At 45.4% G+C, this 16,964-nt stretch carries 18 protein-coding genes; 8 read left to right on the top strand and 10 right to left on the bottom strand.

Annotated elements, in window-relative coordinates; genetic code table 11:
* Positions 1-15: 15 nt before the first annotated feature.
* The 8 genes from EHO61_RS11700 to EHO61_RS11665 all read left to right on the top strand — a co-directional run bounded on the left by EHO61_RS11700 (position 16) and on the right by EHO61_RS11665 (position 7,043).
* On the top strand, positions 16-1,632 hold the full coding sequence (locus EHO61_RS11700; RefSeq protein WP_135813758.1) for an acyl-CoA dehydrogenase family protein: 1,617 nt from the start codon (positions 16-18) through the stop codon (positions 1,630-1,632).
* Between the two features lie 33 nt (positions 1,633-1,665).
* On the top strand, positions 1,666-2,106 hold the full coding sequence (locus EHO61_RS11695; protein WP_135813757.1) for a MaoC family dehydratase: 441 nt from the start codon (positions 1,666-1,668) through the stop codon (positions 2,104-2,106).
* Between the two features lie 9 nt (positions 2,107-2,115).
* Positions 2,116-3,657, top strand: coding sequence for a thiolase C-terminal domain-containing protein (locus tag EHO61_RS11690; protein ID WP_135813756.1), 1,542 nt, complete (start codon positions 2,116-2,118; stop codon positions 3,655-3,657).
* A gap of 273 nt (positions 3,658-3,930) precedes the next feature.
* Complete coding sequence (locus EHO61_RS11685) at positions 3,931-4,242, top strand: hypothetical protein (RefSeq protein WP_135813755.1); 312 nt, start codon at positions 3,931-3,933, stop codon at positions 4,240-4,242.
* A 63-nt stretch (positions 4,243-4,305) separates the two neighbouring features.
* Positions 4,306-4,545, top strand: coding sequence for a hypothetical protein (locus EHO61_RS11680; protein WP_135813754.1), 240 nt, complete (start codon positions 4,306-4,308; stop codon positions 4,543-4,545).
* A gap of 399 nt (positions 4,546-4,944) precedes the next feature.
* Complete coding sequence (locus EHO61_RS11675) at positions 4,945-5,199, top strand: hypothetical protein (protein WP_135813820.1); 255 nt, start codon at positions 4,945-4,947, stop codon at positions 5,197-5,199.
* Positions 5,196-6,314 (top strand): suppressor of fused domain protein, encoded by a 1,119-nt coding sequence (locus EHO61_RS11670; RefSeq protein WP_135813753.1) that lies wholly within the window; start codon positions 5,196-5,198, stop codon positions 6,312-6,314. The genes EHO61_RS11675 and EHO61_RS11670 overlap by 4 nt, the downstream gene beginning before the upstream one ends.
* 63 nt (positions 6,315-6,377) lie before the next feature.
* Positions 6,378-7,043, top strand: coding sequence for a hypothetical protein (locus tag EHO61_RS11665; RefSeq protein ID WP_135813819.1), 666 nt, complete (start codon positions 6,378-6,380; stop codon positions 7,041-7,043).
* Between the two features lie 481 nt (positions 7,044-7,524).
* Here the strand turns inward: EHO61_RS11665 and EHO61_RS11660 are convergent, their stop codons facing one another.
* From EHO61_RS11660 to EHO61_RS17240, 10 genes are all read right to left on the bottom strand, one after another.
* A complete protein-coding gene (locus EHO61_RS11660; protein WP_135813752.1) occupies positions 7,525-9,885 on the bottom strand; it encodes a PP2C family protein-serine/threonine phosphatase in 2,361 nt (786 codons plus the stop codon).
* A complete protein-coding gene (locus EHO61_RS11655; RefSeq protein ID WP_135813751.1) occupies positions 9,882-11,132 on the bottom strand; it encodes a hypothetical protein in 1,251 nt (416 codons plus the stop codon). Before EHO61_RS11655 ends, EHO61_RS11660 begins: the two co-directional genes overlap by 4 nt.
* Before the next feature lie 26 nt (positions 11,133-11,158).
* Complete coding sequence (argJ, locus tag EHO61_RS11650) at positions 11,159-12,310, bottom strand: bifunctional glutamate N-acetyltransferase/amino-acid acetyltransferase ArgJ (protein ID WP_135813750.1); 1,152 nt, start codon at positions 12,308-12,310, stop codon at positions 11,159-11,161.
* A 98-nt stretch (positions 12,311-12,408) separates the two neighbouring features.
* On the bottom strand, positions 12,409-13,800 hold the full coding sequence (locus EHO61_RS11645; protein WP_135813749.1) for a HAMP domain-containing sensor histidine kinase: 1,392 nt from the start codon (positions 13,798-13,800) through the stop codon (positions 12,409-12,411).
* Positions 13,790-14,494, bottom strand: coding sequence for a response regulator (locus EHO61_RS11640; protein ID WP_135813818.1), 705 nt, complete (start codon positions 14,492-14,494; stop codon positions 13,790-13,792). Before EHO61_RS11640 ends, EHO61_RS11645 begins: the two co-directional genes overlap by 11 nt.
* A gap of 241 nt (positions 14,495-14,735) precedes the next feature.
* Positions 14,736-15,140 carry a hypothetical protein gene (locus EHO61_RS11635; RefSeq protein ID WP_135813748.1) on the bottom strand — a complete coding sequence of 135 codons (405 nt, stop codon included), beginning with the start codon at positions 15,138-15,140 and terminating at the stop codon, positions 14,736-14,738.
* On the bottom strand, positions 15,137-15,508 hold the full coding sequence (locus EHO61_RS11630) for a hypothetical protein (RefSeq protein ID WP_135813747.1): 372 nt from the start codon (positions 15,506-15,508) through the stop codon (positions 15,137-15,139). The genes EHO61_RS11635 and EHO61_RS11630 overlap by 4 nt, the downstream gene beginning before the upstream one ends.
* Positions 15,489-16,076: an RNA polymerase sigma factor gene (locus tag EHO61_RS11625; protein ID WP_135813746.1), complete on the bottom strand. Its 588-nt coding sequence runs from the start codon at positions 16,074-16,076 to the stop codon at positions 15,489-15,491. Before EHO61_RS11625 ends, EHO61_RS11630 begins: the two co-directional genes overlap by 20 nt.
* Before the next feature lie 62 nt (positions 16,077-16,138).
* Positions 16,139-16,531 (bottom strand): hypothetical protein, encoded by a 393-nt coding sequence (locus EHO61_RS11620; RefSeq protein WP_135813745.1) that lies wholly within the window; start codon positions 16,529-16,531, stop codon positions 16,139-16,141.
* Positions 16,528-16,704, bottom strand: coding sequence for an LIMLP_16695 family PerRB-regulated protein (locus tag EHO61_RS17240; protein WP_167884861.1), 177 nt, complete (start codon positions 16,702-16,704; stop codon positions 16,528-16,530). Before EHO61_RS17240 ends, EHO61_RS11620 begins: the two co-directional genes overlap by 4 nt.
* Positions 16,705-16,964: the final 260 nt, after the last annotated feature.

Below are 16,964 nucleotides of genomic sequence, written 5' to 3'. Positions count from 1 at the left end.
GCATAGGAGACGATAATGATTTTAAATCCATATTTGAATTCTTCCGATCTCGAATTTTACGAGACGGTCAAAAAATTTTCCAAGGAAAAAGCTCTTCCGAGTACCGAAGAGAGGGACGAGCACGGAACCTGGGGGGACGATATTTGGAAGGAAATGGGGCATATGGGACTTCTGGGTTTGGCGGTGCCGGAAGAATACGGGGGTCAAGGAGGAACCTGTCTTCAATGCTGTATCGCCCAGGAAGCGTTTAACGCCGGAAGTTTGGACGGAGGTTTCGGATTGTCCTGGGGAGCGCATATGATCATCGGAACTCTTCCTATTCTTTTTCAGGGAACCGAGTCTCAGAAAAGAAAGTATCTTCCAAAACTTGCGACGGGAGAGTGGATTGCTGGTTTGGGACTGACCGAGCCGGATTCCGGTTCGGACGCCGCGGGAATGTTGACCTTCGCGCAAAAGGTGGACGGAGGCTTTATACTTAACGGAAGTAAGATGTTCATTACGAACGGACCTATAGGACAGGTTTTCATTATCATGGCTCGGACTACCAAATCCAGGGGACCTATGGGCGTTTCCGCTTTTATCGTGGAATCTCACATGAAAGGATTTCAGGTCAGCAAGGTTCTAAAAAAACTTGGACACAATACCTCTACGACCGCGGAACTTTCGTTTCAGGATATGTTTGTTCCTGATGAAAATCTGCTCGGTCCTTTGAATTCCGGTTTTCTCAGAATCGGAAAAGCGACGTTGGAATGGGAACGCACGGTCTTAGTCGCGGCGGTTCCGGGCGGTATGGAGTTTTCCCTGGAAGCCGGCTTGGACTATGCGTGGAAGCGACACCAATTCGGAAAACCCATCCTTTCTTTTTACGCCGTTCAGGAAAAGCTGACGCGAAATTGGATCTACCTCTGCGCGTCCAGACGACTGATCTATTTCGTCGCGAATAAAAAGGACAGCGATCCATCTTCGAGTCTTCCGCTGGAAAGTTCGGCATTAAAAATCTTTGTGACGGAGACCGCGGAGGAGATGGCCAGCGAAGCCGTTCAACTCTTCGGAGGTATGGGTTATATGCGAGAGTGCCCCGTAAGCCGTTTATACAGAGACGTTAAGTTGGGTACGATCGGAGGCGGAACTTCCGAGATTCAGAGAAGCATCGTATCTTCCACCTACGGGGGTTATGAAAAATTCATAGGCGTGTTGGAACAGGCTTACCCGGAAGAGATCAGAAAAAAGGCGGAGTTAGAATTCGAGGGTTCCGCAGAAGGACAATTTCTGTCCGCGGCAAAGGATTTGATCCGCTCCGTCGGAAAGAATTCCGATCGAAAGAAAAAGCAAGTCTGGGAATTCGCGTTCGCGGACCTTCTGGTGCTTACCGCCGTACTTCAATTAAGTCTCTGGGACGCGATTCAATCCAATTCGGAATACGCGTCCGAAGATCGCAGACGGGATCTTCGTTTATTAACTTTCTTTGCGGGAACCAAATTCCTAAAAAACGTTCCTTTTCTAAAGGAATTGGATCCGATAAAGACGAAGGAACTCCTGCATCTATTTTACGATTTGGATACGGTGGAAACCGAGGTGCAGGATTGTATCGAATTCCTGAAGACTCGGATTTTAGGGACCGCTAAGGTTTAAGCCGAAAATTTAAAAATAAATTAGGAAAAATTGATGTATCAGAAGGGAAAGACTTTTGAAGAGATTTCCATCGGAGAGTCCGCTTCGTTTACCAAGACGATAACCGAAACGGATATATATTTGTTCGCGGGAATCAGCGGGGATTTCAATCCGTTGCACGTCGACGAGGAATATGCCAAAACTACCGCCTTCGGAACCCGAATCGCGCATGGTGGATTGGCAGCCTCCTTGCTCGCTCCGGTTTTAGGGATGAAGCTCCCCGGACTCGGTACGGTCGCCTTGGAGACTCTCACCAAATTCCGAAAGCCGGTATTTCCCGGAGATACGATCACTTGTAAGGTCGAAGTGAAGGAAAAGATTCCTAGATTGAAAGCGGTTTCCATGAATATAGAGTGGACGAATCAAAAAGGCGAGACCATTGGCAAAGGAGAATGCAAAGTGCTTCCTCCGGCAAAAGTCGAAGGGTCGATTTAGGAGAAATCAGTGAATTATCCGGTCCTTTTAGGTGTAGCAGACAGTGTCGTCGGAGATTTTTCCGAATCCGAATATAAAGAATGGGATCACGATCGAAAGGTTTTTCATCATTATAAACGATCCTTGGATCGATTGCTGGATTTTCTGGAATTAAAGAAGGAAATTCTTGCGAACAATATCACGGATTTCGTAAGTATAGAGCCTGCTTCCCTGGGAAAACAGGGATACGGACACAGTGTTCGCATCGCGAACGAGCTGGGTTTTACTGGCATGAGGGCGCACTGCATCGATTTAGGAGGAGCAAGCGTCACCGGTGCGATCGGACAAGCTCGTTCCATTCTTCTGTCCGATCCAGATGCGGTCGTGCTTGTCGCAGCTTCTGATATTCCGAAATCGGCATTTAAACAAGTTTCCGATTTGAAGAGGGTAAACGAAACCGTTTGCCATCCGGAATACGAATTGGACAACGGTGCGACTTTGATTTCCATGTATGGGCTTTTGATGAAGCGCATGATGTTCGAAGATCGGATCCTCCAAGAGGATCTCGTCGAAATTACGAAAGCTTTTAGAAAAAACGCGCTGGGCAATTCTCGCGCCTATCAGTTCGGCCAGGAAATCACGGAGAAACAAATTTCCCGCAACATTGCGGATCCCTATCCTTCTCCCATGATCGCGATCGTTACGGATCACGGTTTCGCGACCCTGCTGATGAGCGAAAAGAAAGCCAAGGAGTGGAAATCCAAAGGCTGGATCCGAAAAAATCTTCATCCGGTTTATCTAGTAGGAGCCGCTCATACCGCACATAGCGAGTATTTCATCTTAAAAGGCGATTTCCGTACTCCTGCGACGAATACAGGAGAAAAATTATTTTCCTCTTCCGGATACGAGCGTGAAGAATTGGAATACGCCTGGATCTACGACTGTTTTACCGGGATGGTTATCCTGCAAGCCTCCGAATATTTTCAATTTTCCAAAAAGGAAACGGTTCGGTCCTTACGCGCAGGAAAGATTTCGGTATCCAAGGGAAAAGAGATCCCTATCAATCTGCTCGGAGGAATTTTGAATTACCAGGCGGCCATGTCCGTTTCTGCTGCGACCGGACTTGTGGACATCGCTCACCAATACGGTTTGTATGCGGAGTCCGAATCGATCGGAGGACAAAAACCTCTCTTTCCTAGCGTTTCTTTGCTTGGAGGGAACGGAGGAATCGACAGCATCAATTCCGCCGCATTATTTACGAGCGACCGTCCAAAATCGAATCGAAAGCCCCGACCACCCGAATTGAACCCTCTTTTCCTAAATCGACCGGGAGCGGATTCGGGCGAAACCGGAGTGATCTGGTCCTCAACGACTGTACACATGAATCCCGGATTTCCCTGGAAGCCACCGTATTCTCTCGCACTCGTGAAATTGGAGGATAACCGGTTTCTTCTCGCGAACCTGCACGAAAAAAACGGAAGCTTAATCAAGACCGGTGATCATTTGGAATACGACAAGACGAAAGTTCGAATCGAAAGAGAAGGGCGCCGTTGGAAGGCGATCCTTTCTTAAATCGATCGTTCGTCTTGCAAAAAGTATTCGATTAAAAAAACAGAATATTCAAAAAAAATCCGATTTCGTCCTAATTTGACGAAAAAGAATTGAGTTTGTATTTGATTCGGGCGAATTTAAAATTGCGGTTTTGATTGCCCGAAAGGTGCAACCAAGACTTTCGAAGTTACGTCTAAAAGAAAAGGGCCGGATTTTTTCCGGAACATAATTTTAAAGGAAAAAGCGAGAACCGTTTCCGAAATTTTTCATTCCTGTAGTAGGGAGACGCGTTCCTTGTTCATTACGGCAGAAAATATACGTACCGGAGAAATCAGAACCTTTCTGGGAAAGGATGAGATTCTCGTTCCGAATACTAAAGAAATCGAACCTTCTCGTTCTTTAGAGGCGCATTGGGAGAAGGTCGAGGATTGTTTGGATCTAAGAAAATATTCCCGTTTTTTCTATCTTTCCGAAACGGAAGGAAAATGGAAAAAACAGGGAGAAATTCGTATTCCGCATTCGGATAAAGACCGAGAAAACCTGGAATTTCCCGCCGTCGGAATCGAAAGCTATCGGGTTTTGGGAATTTTTTTGGAAAAAGACTAAAATCCTGCTGGCAGGTCGGAGGGGAGAAGTTAAGATGCGAACCCTCATCCCGACGTGAGTTCTATGGTCGCTAAAAAGAAGAAGGCAACGAAAAAAACCGTAAGGAAGCCGCGCTCCAAAGGAACCGGTAAGAAGAAGTCCTTTTCCATTCCGAGAGAAAACGACGTCAAGATGACCGAAGTGATCGATCTTGCTGCGGAAATTTTTGTTCACACTTTGGAGGTTTCCGCTCGGATTCCCGACCCGTTAAAAAATCGACTTCTGAAAGCGGTAAAACAGGCGGCAAAGGACGCTCTTTCTTAGTTCCTTCCATATAATCCGAAAGGATTACGGATTTTCTTACCGTATTTCCGCAGTGGCGGAATCGGAATCCGTCAAATCGGAGGACTTCTGAAATTTTTTTCCAAAAGCAAAATCAAAAAGTAAGATTCCCTTCGTTACCTCCGTCAATACAGTACATGGAAACGATTTTTTTAACGGCAGCTCTCACGCTGATCCTTTTCGAACAATATAAGGAAAGGAAAAATCGCGAGAGAGTACTCGTAGAGCCACTCAGCAACTACCTCCATCGTTGACTTTTCGGTAGGAAAGCCGGGCGAAAGGATGCCCCGGCTCGTTTCTTTTTCTCCCCTCGTAAATTACAGTAACCGGCTTGAATCTTCCTTTCTCCTAGGGAGAATGGACGTATTCGAGGTTATTGACGTGAAGAATCCCTCATTCACCCCCACGCAAACCGTAAATATGTTCGTTCGATACAAAAAAGAAGGGAACTCCGTACCCTTGATGGTATGGGATTCGCTGAGAAACTATCCGAATTGGAACCAAATCGAACTTACCGGTTTGCTAAATGCGAGCGGATATTTCCCTGATATTCTTTTCGAGCCAGGTATGGAAGAAAAGATCCAAACCTTATTGCAAGGCTTCCAAAAACGTACCGTGGAAATCCCGATCCGATGAAGGAAATCTTGGAACCGAAAATCTTATACCAAGAAGCGAACCCCTACGGTTCCTTTACCGCGTTTTTAGAAGACGACGGCAGAACGGTTTATCTTTATCTCCAAGCGGAAGAGAATCCCGATTTCTCTATGAAATCCGTCTGGGTATGCAACCGAATTCAGGCGCCCAAGTTCCGTAACGAAGAGGAATTACGTTCCGGATTGGCCCCTGTGTTGGTTGAAGAGGAAGTTTTAGATTCTTCTCCTGTGGGGCCGTTCCAGGAAGAGGAGATTCATTTTATATGGACGGAAGAAGGGACCGGAGTCGCTTTTTTTTATCGGGAAGAGCTAATTGCCTATCTTCCTCCTTGGTCCGGAGTGAACGACTTTCACGGGTATTCTAAATTTGCTAAGACGGAAGCCCTTACCGCTTATCCCTTAGGGAATTCCGAATTCGGTACGATTCCGGACAGAATCCGCCAAGATCGCGCGCATTGGGAATTCCGCTCTTCTCCCAATGTTTGGAAAAAAGTGCAGGAACTCCGCCTGTCCTTTCTGGAAAACATTTTCGGTAAACATGATAAGTATTGGTCTGCGGACGGGGGAAAATTTCCGCAATTGGGAATCGCACGTTTCCGCTGGAATCTTTTGCCCGACGTATACATCTATGTTACGCTGGGCATGAGCTCGCAAAACATGCCCGGCGTGGAATTGTACCGCAAAGACTACGAGGACTATGCCAGGTCGGAGCTCCTTTTCGCCGTGAAAGTCTCGGACGAAGATCGATCGGAAAGTTGGGTCCCCCACCAAATCGGAGAAATCATTCGCTTTCCTTGGAGCATGGGAAAATGGTTCGGTCATGGACATACGATTTCGATGAGCCGGAGAGATCCGGAAGCGCTCCATGTCACGTTTACGTCTTTGTTATTCAAAGAGTTGGATGCCAAGGCAGGACATCCTTCTTTGGCGGGTCTTGTCGCGGAAAATGGACGGCCGATCCGATTTTTGACCCTCTTACCCGTTTCTGAAGAAGAAAGAGAAGTGATCCAGGAAAAGGGAGCGAAAGAATTTTTGGCCCTTTGGGAAAAAGATCTTCCGGTTTGGATCCACGATCCGGAACGTAAATCGGTCGTTTAAATCTTTCCTATGTTCGAACGGAGCCCATTTCCCGGTAAGAATCCGTTTGTCTCTCTTGCAAGCTTGGCAGAGAAATATAAATGGAGAAATTTTTCCCTGATTCTGTCGTTGGCTCTCACGTTCGGGCTTTTTTTCGGGAATCTATGGGAATTATTGCCGGAAGATTCGGGAAAAAACGCCGCTGTCCTGGAAAAAATCTGGGAAAATATCTATTCGGAAGATTTTATTACCGCCAAAAAGCTGACCCAAAAGGAATTACAGAACGGAAAATCGGAATCTTTGGCCTTGCTTTCCCTTTATGAAATTTGCTTGAACGGATTGTCGCGGCCGAAGCAGGCGGACGAGATCCGCGGTAAAATTCTCCGAATTTGGGAAAAGAATTATAAGAAGACCTTCTTAGAGGAAAATTATCCGCTCAATCTCGCAACATGGACAAGAATCGTGTCCGTGACTCCGAATATTCTGCTTTTGGGAGCGGAATATTATACGCCTTACCCCGTTAGTCCGCAAAAAGAGGGGTTTTACTATCATAAATTCACCGCGTACAACCGGTTTTCCAAGAAAGCGATTCAATTTTTCAAACTAGAAAAGTCTTCGCACACTTCCAACGAGTATAGGCTGTTCGAAATTACGGCCGATGGTAAAGCGAATTCGATCAAGAATTACGGTACTTCTCTTCCGGATATTCGAGACGAGATGAAAGAAGTGCTTCATTATCTTAAATTGTGATGGATGAAGGCGGAAAATCGGGAAAGTATTTCCGAAAATTCGAGAATCCAAGTCTGAAACGAGCTTCTCCGTAGCTTTTTTACAACAAAATCCGGCAAAATCCAAGTGAACTACTGAAGAGAGACGCTTGCGAGGGCTTTAAAAGAAAAAACCCGCTTATAAAAGCGGGTTTTAAGCTTCATTCCTTTTATAAAAAGTATAAAAGGAGATGTTGTCGAAGTCAGTTATTTCTTTTTCGCGACTTTCTTCTTAGCAGCTTTTTTCTTTGCTACTTTTTTCTTAGCTGCTTTCTTGACTGCTTTCTTTTTTGCAACCATTGACGTCCTCCATTGATTTGAACTTTTCAGACCTCCGTACTTTGCGAGAGATCAAGAAAGCCCTTGGATAGGGACATAATTAAGCAATTAACTTTTCATTGTAAAGTATTTTAATTATTTTAACGAAAAAAATTTTAAGATGTTGATTTGAGTGAAAGAGATTCTTACTCAGACACTTCCAAGCAGACGAAAGATACGTCGTCACTAGTCTCTTTATGATTCCGATACTCTTCTAAAGTTTTTCTTACTAGGTTTGCTAGCTCTTGCGCTTCCAAGTGATGGTTCATCGATAATAATTTCAGTAGATTTTCATCTCCGAAGATCTCATCTTTATCGTTAAAGGTCTCCGTTACTCCGTCGGTGAACAATACTAACTTATCTCCGGGATTCAAATGCACCGTTAAGAGCTTATAATCGGTCGGTAGAACTCCTAAAACTCTCTGTGTTTCGGTTCGAAGTTCTATTTTTCCGCCTTTCCGTATGCAAATCGGCGATGTGTGACCCGCATTCACGAACGAAAAGGCTCCATCGGAAGCGTTGTAGATGCCTGCGACCGAAGTCATGAACTCGCTTCCTCTATATCTTTCGATCAAGAACAGATTGATCGCATGAAAAATTTGTGGGATCGAAGGAGATTCACCCAAGTAGCGGCGAATGATACCTCGCACGGCGGAGACTAGGTAACCGGAACCTAGTCCGTGTCCAGATACGTCTCCCAGGAAAAGAAGCTGTCTCCTAGCGTCGATCCTGAGTATATCTAGATAATCTCCGGAGATTCCGACGGCCGGTACGGAAAAATACCCGACCTTCGTTTGACGTATCGTTTCCAATTCGGGTAAATGAAGAGTTTTGTCCAGAATGGAAGCCATATTCAGATCGCGAACGATCCTTTTCTTTTCCACTTCGTCCACTAAAAGGCTATAATTCCGGATCAAAAGGGAGGCTAAACGGGTGCATTCCTTAAGGAATCTAAGCTCTCCTATGGTAAAATTCCTGTGACTTCGCTTTTCCCCCACTAGGAATACGGCGATTACCTCTTTTCCCTGCTCGAAATCGAAAAGCGGATAGGCGAGCTGGACACCCATCTGTTGCAAAAACTTAAACACGGATTCGCGGATTCCGAGGCCGTATGCGAGATGGGAAGTCACCGTCACTTCGGTATGGTTTTCGAAATAGTTCCATATTTCGGAACCGAACGGGATTCGAACGAAATTTATATTTCTCAAGTCGGTTCTAGGAAATTTATCCGCCGGGATCAACACCTGGAGTTTGTGCACGTCCAGAGCGTCCACCAACCTGCGGATTAGGTTGTTGATGGTTGCCCGCATCGAGATCGGGGCTCCGATCATGACGGAAAGTTCCTCTAAAGCAGTATGAAGTTTCGGGTTGTTGCGAAAGCTCCAATAATCCACCCAATAAAACAATTTATTGTTCAAAGGACTCAGGAAGTAAGCTACGAGAACCACGTAGAATAAGTTCCATTCGTTTTGGTGGGCTCCTAAGAATTCGGGATTCCATCTGACGAAGAATTCCAAACCGAACAAATAACCGAAGGTCAGAATCAGAATGGAATAAATAGACGTAAGAGAGGAGCTGAAGGCGATCTGAACGGGAACGAGAGAATACGTATAAGTTCCGTAAATTACCAAAGGAGGAAATACGAAGAACGCCAAGATCAGGTACGAACGTATCATCGTAGAGGCCTGCAAGGAGTCGATTTTGGTCATAAGAAACGGAACGATGGTGGCTAAAAAAAACGCCAGTACGAGACAAAGTTTCTTAAACACCGCCTGAAATTGCGTCGGATTCCGGAACGTATGGAAGACTAATTGTAGAATGCAAATGGAAGCGGCAATCGCGTTGAAATGTATTCCCGCGTTGGCAAGCGACTGGAAAAGATCCGGATTCCCTTTTTGAGAGGCTCCGACGTAAGCGGCGACAATGGAAAAAATAATTTGCGGAGCGAACCAGCGAGAAGGAATTTCTTTTCCCCGCAGTCGATAGGACACATCTAGAATCAAAAACCCGCCGAAGAAAAAGAAGAAAAAGAAAAGAAAGGCGAAATCCTGGAACGCCAATAGGAAGAAATTGAATAGAAACAGAGCGGAGAAGGATCCGAATAATAGGAAGATGAATAAATCCCTGGTATAAAAAAAGAACCAGATCGCGACCGAAAAATAAAGCAGGGATAAAACGATATCTAGGGAAAAATCTCTGAGAACGTCCAAAGCGGATCTGAATATGAAAGGTACTTCTTTCGAAACGCTTCTGTCCTTTCCGTAAAAGTGGAATAACCGGGTCGTTTCTCCCGCTTCTTCTTTAAGCTTACGGGCGATTTCATATTCCAACAGATCGATCCTTAATCCCGTCAGATCGGAATATTCTCCGTTCGCTAAGGCAATCACTCCGTTCGGATAAAAATAAAAAGGTAGTCTGGATTCCTTAGAGGAGGATTTCAATAATCCAGCGAACAGAAATACTCCGAAAAGAATAACGGAAACCAGAACGAGAAGAATATTCCTCACACCGATACTCCGATTTCCTGAAAAGATAAGATCTTTCTTTCGTTCCAAGCCAGATACAAGGGATCCTGCTCGGGAATTTCGACGTTTTCCCAACCGATGGAGGCTAAGTTCCGCTCGGGACTGGAGTTTTTGAACATTCTAAAATGTTTTCCTACGATGCGCAGGGAGATTTTTCGATCCGCCTTGCTTACTTTACCGACGGCAAGATCGTATCTTTCCGTCCAGGAAATCTCTTTCAGATTTTCCTCGACGAGAGTCTTGATTTGAAGAAGATCCTTCGTCTCACCGCGCATACGGGAAGCATATAACGTTCCCAGAATATAGCAAAGTGCAAGCACGGAAACCGCATTCGTGACGCTCAAACGTAGGAATACGAAATAAAAATCCTCCGTTTCCGATTGGAAGAATTCCAAGAGCTCCCCCGGTTCGCGAGAAAGAAGGTCTATTTTCGTATTTCCTATCAGTGGGGGTTCGGTAGGTTCCAGAAATCTTCGGATTTTGCCTGCGTTTTCGAATTCTTTTCTGTATTTCTTATTTTCCGCGATTTGAGAGGATAGAATATGATTGTGGACCGCCAAAGCGCACTTACCCGCCAAAAAACCCAATTCGTGCCTAACATCGTCTTTGGGAATATTCGAAACCGCTAAAAAACCGAAGAGTTTTTCCCGAAAGACGAACGGTAAGATGAAATTCGCCCTAAGACTTACGAAATCCTCGTTAATGACGTTGTTCTGGTCGGGCTCTCCGATGATGGATCCGGATCTTTTGCTTAGAATATATTTTAAAAGCGGGGACTTTGGGTTAATCCCTTCTAACGTGTTTACTTTTCTCTGTTTTTTGTGAGCGTAAGTATAAAGGTCGTAGTATGTTAGATCGTTTCTCAAGATAGCAAGCTTTCCGAAATTGCTATTCGTTAAACGAACTAACTCCGGAAAAACGTTTCTGATTAATCCCTCCAGATCAAAGCGTCTATGAGCCATTCTGGAGGAACCGGGATCGTTGCTGAGATATTCGGAAACGAACGTGACTTTTAAAAAGCCCGCAATTTTTTCCTGCATCGGAAGAACCGCAAAGACTCCGAAAATAAGGCTAGTAAGCACGCCGATTTCCCGAACGAATTCGATCTCCTTCGGCAGGAAATTGATACAGATTTCATAAGCGGTAAGAACGGCTATCACTCCGAATAATCTCACGAATATCGTGATGATTGCGGATGCGATTCTATGGTCCGAAAAAAAGGCTTTCACGGTATTATCGAGTGAATCGGTTTCGATTAGGTCGTATAGTAGGCGTTTTCTTTGACGTAACCTTCGGTGAGATCGCAACCCCAGAATTTCATCTCGTAATGCCCCGTATTCAATACCACATTCACTTCGATCTCGGAATTCTTTTTCAGGTAATCGGATAATTTTTTACGAGTATCCGCGTCCGCGCCTTTAACGGAAAGTCCTCCGAAATAGATTTCTAAACCGTCGAATCGTATCGGCTCGTCAAAAACTTTTCCGACCGCCATCACCAATCGTCCCCAATTCGGATCGCCTCCGTAAATCGCCGTTTTTACCAACGGAGAGTTGAGGATGGATTTGCCGATTTTTCTGGCCTGCGATTCGTCTTTCGCTTTCAGGATCCGAATTTCTATCAGTTTTGTTGCTCCTTCCCCATCCCTGGCGATTTCCTTGGTCAGATCGACGCAAATTTCCAGGAGCGCGCGTTTGAAATCCAGAGAATCGACTTTTCCCGCTAAACCGTTGGATAACAAAGCGACGGTGTCCGACGTCGAAGTATCCGAATCGATGGAAAGGCAGTTAAAACTGGAGTCGACGCAGTCTTTTAGAATTCCGTAAAGATCCCCTTCGACTTCCGCATCCGTGAGAATATAGGATAGCATTGTGGCCATATTCGGCTCGATCATCCCGGCGCCTTTGGCCATACCGTAAATCACGGCTTCGCCTCGGTCCGATTTGATCTTTCGGGTCGAAGTTTTACGACGTGTATCCGTAGTCATGATCGCTTCCGCGACTTCTTCCAAATTGTCCGGCTTCAACATGGATTTTGCACGACTGCAGGCCGGCAGAATGATCTCTATCGGAAGGGGAACTCCGATCACTCCGGTTGAGGAAGGAAGTACCGAAGTTTCCGGAATTCCTAAGGAGGCTCCAAGCTCTCGACAGATAGAACGGGAATGTTCCACTCCTTTTTCTCCCGTTGCGACGTTCGAATTTTTGGAGTTGATTACGATCGCCTGTAGGATTCCGGACTTGATATGTTCCTTGCCTACGATAACGGGAGCGCCGGGGAAATTGTTTTTGGTAAAAACCGCAGCAGCTTTGCAGGGGACTTCGGAATAAATTACGCCGAAGTCTTTGGTCTTATCCTTAATACCGATATTCGTGCCGAACGAGGAAAAACCCTTTGGATACGTCATTTCCGACCTCTAGCCGTTTCTTGTTAAGAAAATTCAATCTCCCCGTTCCCGACTTTTTCGAAAAGCGTAATATGAATGGAAAGAGCGGGTTTTGGTGTTTATACGTCCACTTTATCAGAATATACGGTAGGAATCGTAACCGAAAAGATCGTTCCTCCGTCGGGATTATCGAAGGTCTTAACCGTACCGTGGTGAAGGCGAACGATATGCTTCACGATAGAGAGACCTAGGCCGGTGCCGCCTTCCTTTCTGGATCTGTTCTTATCGACCCGAAAAAACCGTTCGAAAATCCTTTCCTTATCCTCGTCCTTGATTCCTATACCTTGATCCTTTACCTGGAAATTAACGTTGTCCCGACCGAATTTAACCACTTTTAACGTGATCGTTTTTCCGTCGGGTGAATAGGAGGATGCGTTCGAGATCAGATTCAAAAGCATATGTTCCAGTAAAACCCAGTCCGCAGAAACAGTGATCGGTTCCGGCATTTCCACGACGAATTTCTGTTCCTTCGGAGATACTACTCCGTCTACGGTAAAAGATAGGTTGTCCACCAGGGATTTCAGAGTGAATTCCTCCGCTCTAGCGATAGCGGTTTGGTTCTCTATCCTTGTGATCGTCAGCATATCTTCCACGATCCGGACCATTCGATCCGTATTTCTGGAAATCGCGTCCAGGAATTTCTTCTCGTGGCTATCTTCCTTTAAACGCAATCTGCCCAGTAACGTTTCGGTGTACCCTTTTATCGAAGTGATCGGGGTCTTTAGTTCATGGGATGCGTTTTGAACGAACTGCTCACGGATGATGTGCGACTGTTTTTCCTCGGTGATGTTGCGGATCACGCCGATGAACATCAGGACATTTCCGTTGGTTCTAAGCGGATACATTTTGATCGCGTAAAAATTCTGACTTAAATCCAATTCGATCTTAGGTTCGCTTTTACCGGCCAAATTTTTTTGGATGAACTCGAGCAGTCTTTCGTCCTGGACCGCATCTTCTATCTTTCTAGAAGCGGAGTTCGGTTCTATCAACGAATTCGGGATACTCCGATTTTGAAATAAAATGGAACCTTCCAAGTCCACGGAAAAAACGCCTTCCTTTAAGTTTTGAAGGACGGAATCAAATTTTTCCTTTTCTATGGTAAGATCCACGAACTGATTCTTTAAACGTCCGGACATCCGATTGATGGAAACGGCAAGATCCGCCAATTCACGGATTTCGGGAAGACTAAGCTCGGACCCAAAATCGCCCGCGTTGATTTCGCCCGTTTTCTTTTCGATCTGGTTCAGGGTTTGGGTGACGCTTCGTGCTATGGAGTACGATACGTAGAACGTACCGAACATGGCCAAGAGGATGTAAAAGGAAAAGAGCAGGATCTTGAGATCGGGATGGACGATGTCTTCCACGAACAGGACGCCGCCGGCCACCGCCATTAGGATGATGAGAAGAAGCCAGTTACTTAAAAGAAGTTTCGAAAATAAACTACGCCTCATTGAATCTGTAACCGATGCCTCGGATCGTTTCCAATCTCTCCTTCTCGTCTCCGAGTTTGTCTCTAAGTCTCTTGATATTGACGTCGACGGCGCGATCCGTAACGTAAATGTCCTTTCCCCATACTTTATCCAGAAGTTTATCCCGGGTAAATGCAACGCCGGTATTCGTCATAAAAAGATAGAGAATCTTGTATTCGATCAAAGTCAGATCGATTTCTTTTCCGTCTATGAAAACCTTGTGAGCTTTGGGATTCAGGAAGATCTTACCTACGCTGATATTCCCCTCGAATTCCTGTTCTTCCTCCGCTTCGCCGGATCTGCGCAAAACGGAGCGAACTCTAGCGACCAATTCCCTTGTGGAGAAGGGTTTGCGAACATAATCGTCCGCGCCCAATTCCAGCCCGAGGACGGCATCGGTTTCTCCGGACTTCGCAGTAACCATGATGATAGGCAGAACGTATTTTTCCTTGATGCGTTTGCATAGGTCCATTCCCCCTATGCCAGGAAGCATGAGATCCAAAACGATCAGATCAGGCAGATTCTTTTCGATTCTCGGAAGGACTTCGAGCCCGTTTTGGCAGGTGTCGACTTGGTATCCGTTTTCTTCCAAATGAAACTTAATAAGATCGGCTATATCTTCCTCATCGTCTACTACTAGGATTTTTTGACCTGGGTTGCCGGAAGCATTTTTCATAAATTCGGTGAAGCTCTTTTTTCTGCGCTTTTGGGGAACTTTACCCTGTTCAGGGGAAGAGGATCCTTGCAATTGGATAGGTTCCATTCCGTCAGATTGTCCGAAAGGGGTTACAGAAAGTTTACGTAACGATTACAATCCTCGGAAAAAGGATACTACAAGCGCTGTTTCTATGACAACCAGTAAACAAAGGAATTTTGGACCGAAAAACCGATCGCAAAACGGAGGATTTTCTTTAAGGTCAGCGGTTCTTGAGCAGTTCGTTCAGTTCCCGAACCAATTTTCTCTGGCGGTAGAGCACATAACCTACGAACCCGCAAAAGAGGGCCAGTGCCAAAACATACACCCAAAGTAAGCCTTTCAATCTGGTTTGCTCTTCTTCGACTGCGCTGATCGTAGACAGATGATTTATCAGGAAGTAGAATTGGTCCGCCTGGGGCCAGGATTTTCTGGCTTCCTCCCGAATTTGGGAAACTAGAATATCCGCATCCTTCTTTTTCAATCCTTGGATGATCGGAAAAACCGAATCCAAATCCTTCGAGAGAAACTCTTTGGCAGTTAACGGAGCTTTGGTTTCTTCCGCGAAAGTCGGAGATAGGAGGGATACCGCTAAAATCGCGGCGATGGTAATAAGGACTTTTTTCATTCGTCGAACCCGAGTTTATTTTTCCATTCCTTAGTATATGGACTCTTGTTTTGGACAAGATAAATCCCGATCAGGACGGCGAAAAGAAGGAATAGAAGTCCGCTCGTCGCAAGGATTCCGTGCAGGATTCCGGCCTGTAAAAGGAAATTCCAATCCGTAAAAAGAAGAGCGGTCAGAGGGGAAAAAGCCAAGAGTAGGGTCGTGATCAGAATGATACGAAGATGTTTCAAATGGATTAGGTGCAACATTACCCTTTTTTTAAGTTCGGGAGGCACGGAAATCGCATCCGGATTCTGATTGCCCGGATCCAGGAATAGTTCCAATTGCTGTTTTAAATCGGGAGGAATATCAGTCTTTTCCGGTTTCATTTTCCTTTTTCAACCATTCTCGGAGGATTTCCTTCCCACGAAAAATATAACTCTTTAGAGTATTCATTTTCAAGTTCAAATTTTCCGAAATATCCTTGTAGGACATGTTCTCGAAGTAATGTAGGGAAATCGGTTTTCTGTACAATTCGGGGAGTTTGTCCACTAGGGAGCGGATTTTTTCGTGGGTTTCCTTTTCCATCAGGCTCGATTCCTGGGTCGAGCTGGAATCCGGACCGGACTCCGCGGAAACACCTTCGAGCGAAGCCTCTATTTCCGGGTGATCCTTTCGGTATCTGCGAATGATTTCGTTTCTCGCTATCGAAAAAATCCAAGTCGAGAATTTTGCCCTGCCCTTGAACGTAGAAAGACCTTCGAAGGCCTTTAAGAAAACGTCTTGGGTAAAGTCCTCTGCCTCTGTCTCGTTACGGAACGCTTTTCTCGCTTGAGAATACACCAAGGTCTCGTATCGAAGGACTAGCTCTTCGAACGAATCGTAATCGCCCTCCAGGACTTTTTGAATGCAAGCCCAGTCCGCAGGATCGCAAACGATAGGCTCTGGGTGTTTCATGAAAGATCGATTCAGCTCTTACGAACCGGTAACGAAAACCGGCGGGCGCTCATGTTTGCTGTTCAAGTTTTCGGCGACCATTTATAATAACAAAGTAACCCGAGACCCGCTCCCAGAGGAACCAATCCTCCGATCATGGCGAGGGATTTTCCTAAGACAAGAATGAACGAAATCGAAAGGGCGATCCCTACGAAGGTCAGAACCAAGCCTAGGAAAAAGGAATAAAGCCTGAGATCAAACGGCTCTTTTTTATATAGTCCGGCTTTAATGATCGCCATGCGTTGGCGGTACCACCAAAAGAATAGGAAAAAAAGGAGAACGCAACCGAATATGATTCCTACGATCGGAATCGAATATAATACGATCTTATATTCGCCTCCTCCTTGAGAGGATTGTAGGGCCCGAAGGATTTGCTCCAGACTTTTAAAAAGCGTTTCCTTTTCTTCCGGTGTCATCTGCTCAATACGGCCACTTGGATTCTATTTTCCTCTTCTTTTTTGAAGAAAGGAATTTTGGTTTCGATTCCCGGACGGTCCGCCAAGGTCGCATACCAATCTTCTTCTTTCCAGCTCTCTTTTAGGTAACTGGTGCGTATCGTGCGATCGAATATATATTTAAATCTGCTCATAAGAATTCTCCCAATAGTATGACTGTCGTTTTTATTTTTCACATTTTAGAGAATCCAACGGATTCCCCGGATTTAGTTATGTCGTATTAGTTATCGTCCGGTATCGATTCGGACTAAAGACCAAAACAATCTCGGAACTACATTTTTTAGAGACGATTTGCTTAGAAGAAAAATTGAGGAAGGCGGAAAAAAAAATCCGGTCCGAGTCCTCCGATCTTCTTTTGAAACCGAAACTCAGATCGCTTCGGATTTTTCAGAAA

Source organism: Leptospira fluminis (genome assembly GCF_004771275.1).
GTDB classification, from domain to species: domain Bacteria; phylum Spirochaetota; class Leptospiria; order Leptospirales; family Leptospiraceae; genus Leptospira_B; species Leptospira_B fluminis.
Note: the sequence above shows the minus strand (reverse complement) of the source record. Positions and strands in the feature narration are given on the sequence as shown.